This window comes from Phytoactinopolyspora endophytica, from assembly GCF_004138495.1.
GTDB classification, from domain to species: Bacteria; Actinomycetota; Actinomycetes; order Jiangellales; family Jiangellaceae; genus Phytoactinopolyspora; species Phytoactinopolyspora endophytica.
Map to the genome: position 1 here is coordinate 250,359 of NZ_ML142857.1, position 373 is coordinate 250,731.

The 373-nt window shown below is 64.3% G+C and carries 1 pseudogene; it reads left to right on the top strand.

Features of this window, described 5'->3' with window-relative positions:
• Positions 1-192, top strand: a pseudogene (locus ELR45_RS42825) (amidase family protein); the annotation flags it as partial.
• Between the last annotated feature and the right edge of the window lie 181 nt (positions 193-373).

Sequence of the window (373 nt, forward strand, 5' to 3'; positions counted from 1 at the left end):
CACAAGCCACCGGCGGGCCCCACCAGCCTCGCGCCCGTCATCGCAGGTCAGACGGCAGCCGTCGGCGGCGGACTGATCCTCGGTGCCACAGGTTCGGACACTGGCGGCTCCATCCGCGAACCCGCCGCGTTGTGCGGCGTCGCGGGCATCAAACCGACCTATGGTCTGTGCAGCAGACGCGGCACACTATCGCCCACCTCACGGCAGTGCTGGGCTCGTTACATGAGTGAACTGACTGCGCCACAGGTAACAACCCCTGACCAGGACACTCACCACAACCACCCGACACGCCCAGGCAGCCGCTATCACCACAAAACCCCAGGTCAGAAGCGAAATTCGAACCCTTCGGTGGAGGTTAGGGGAGCTTACTCGA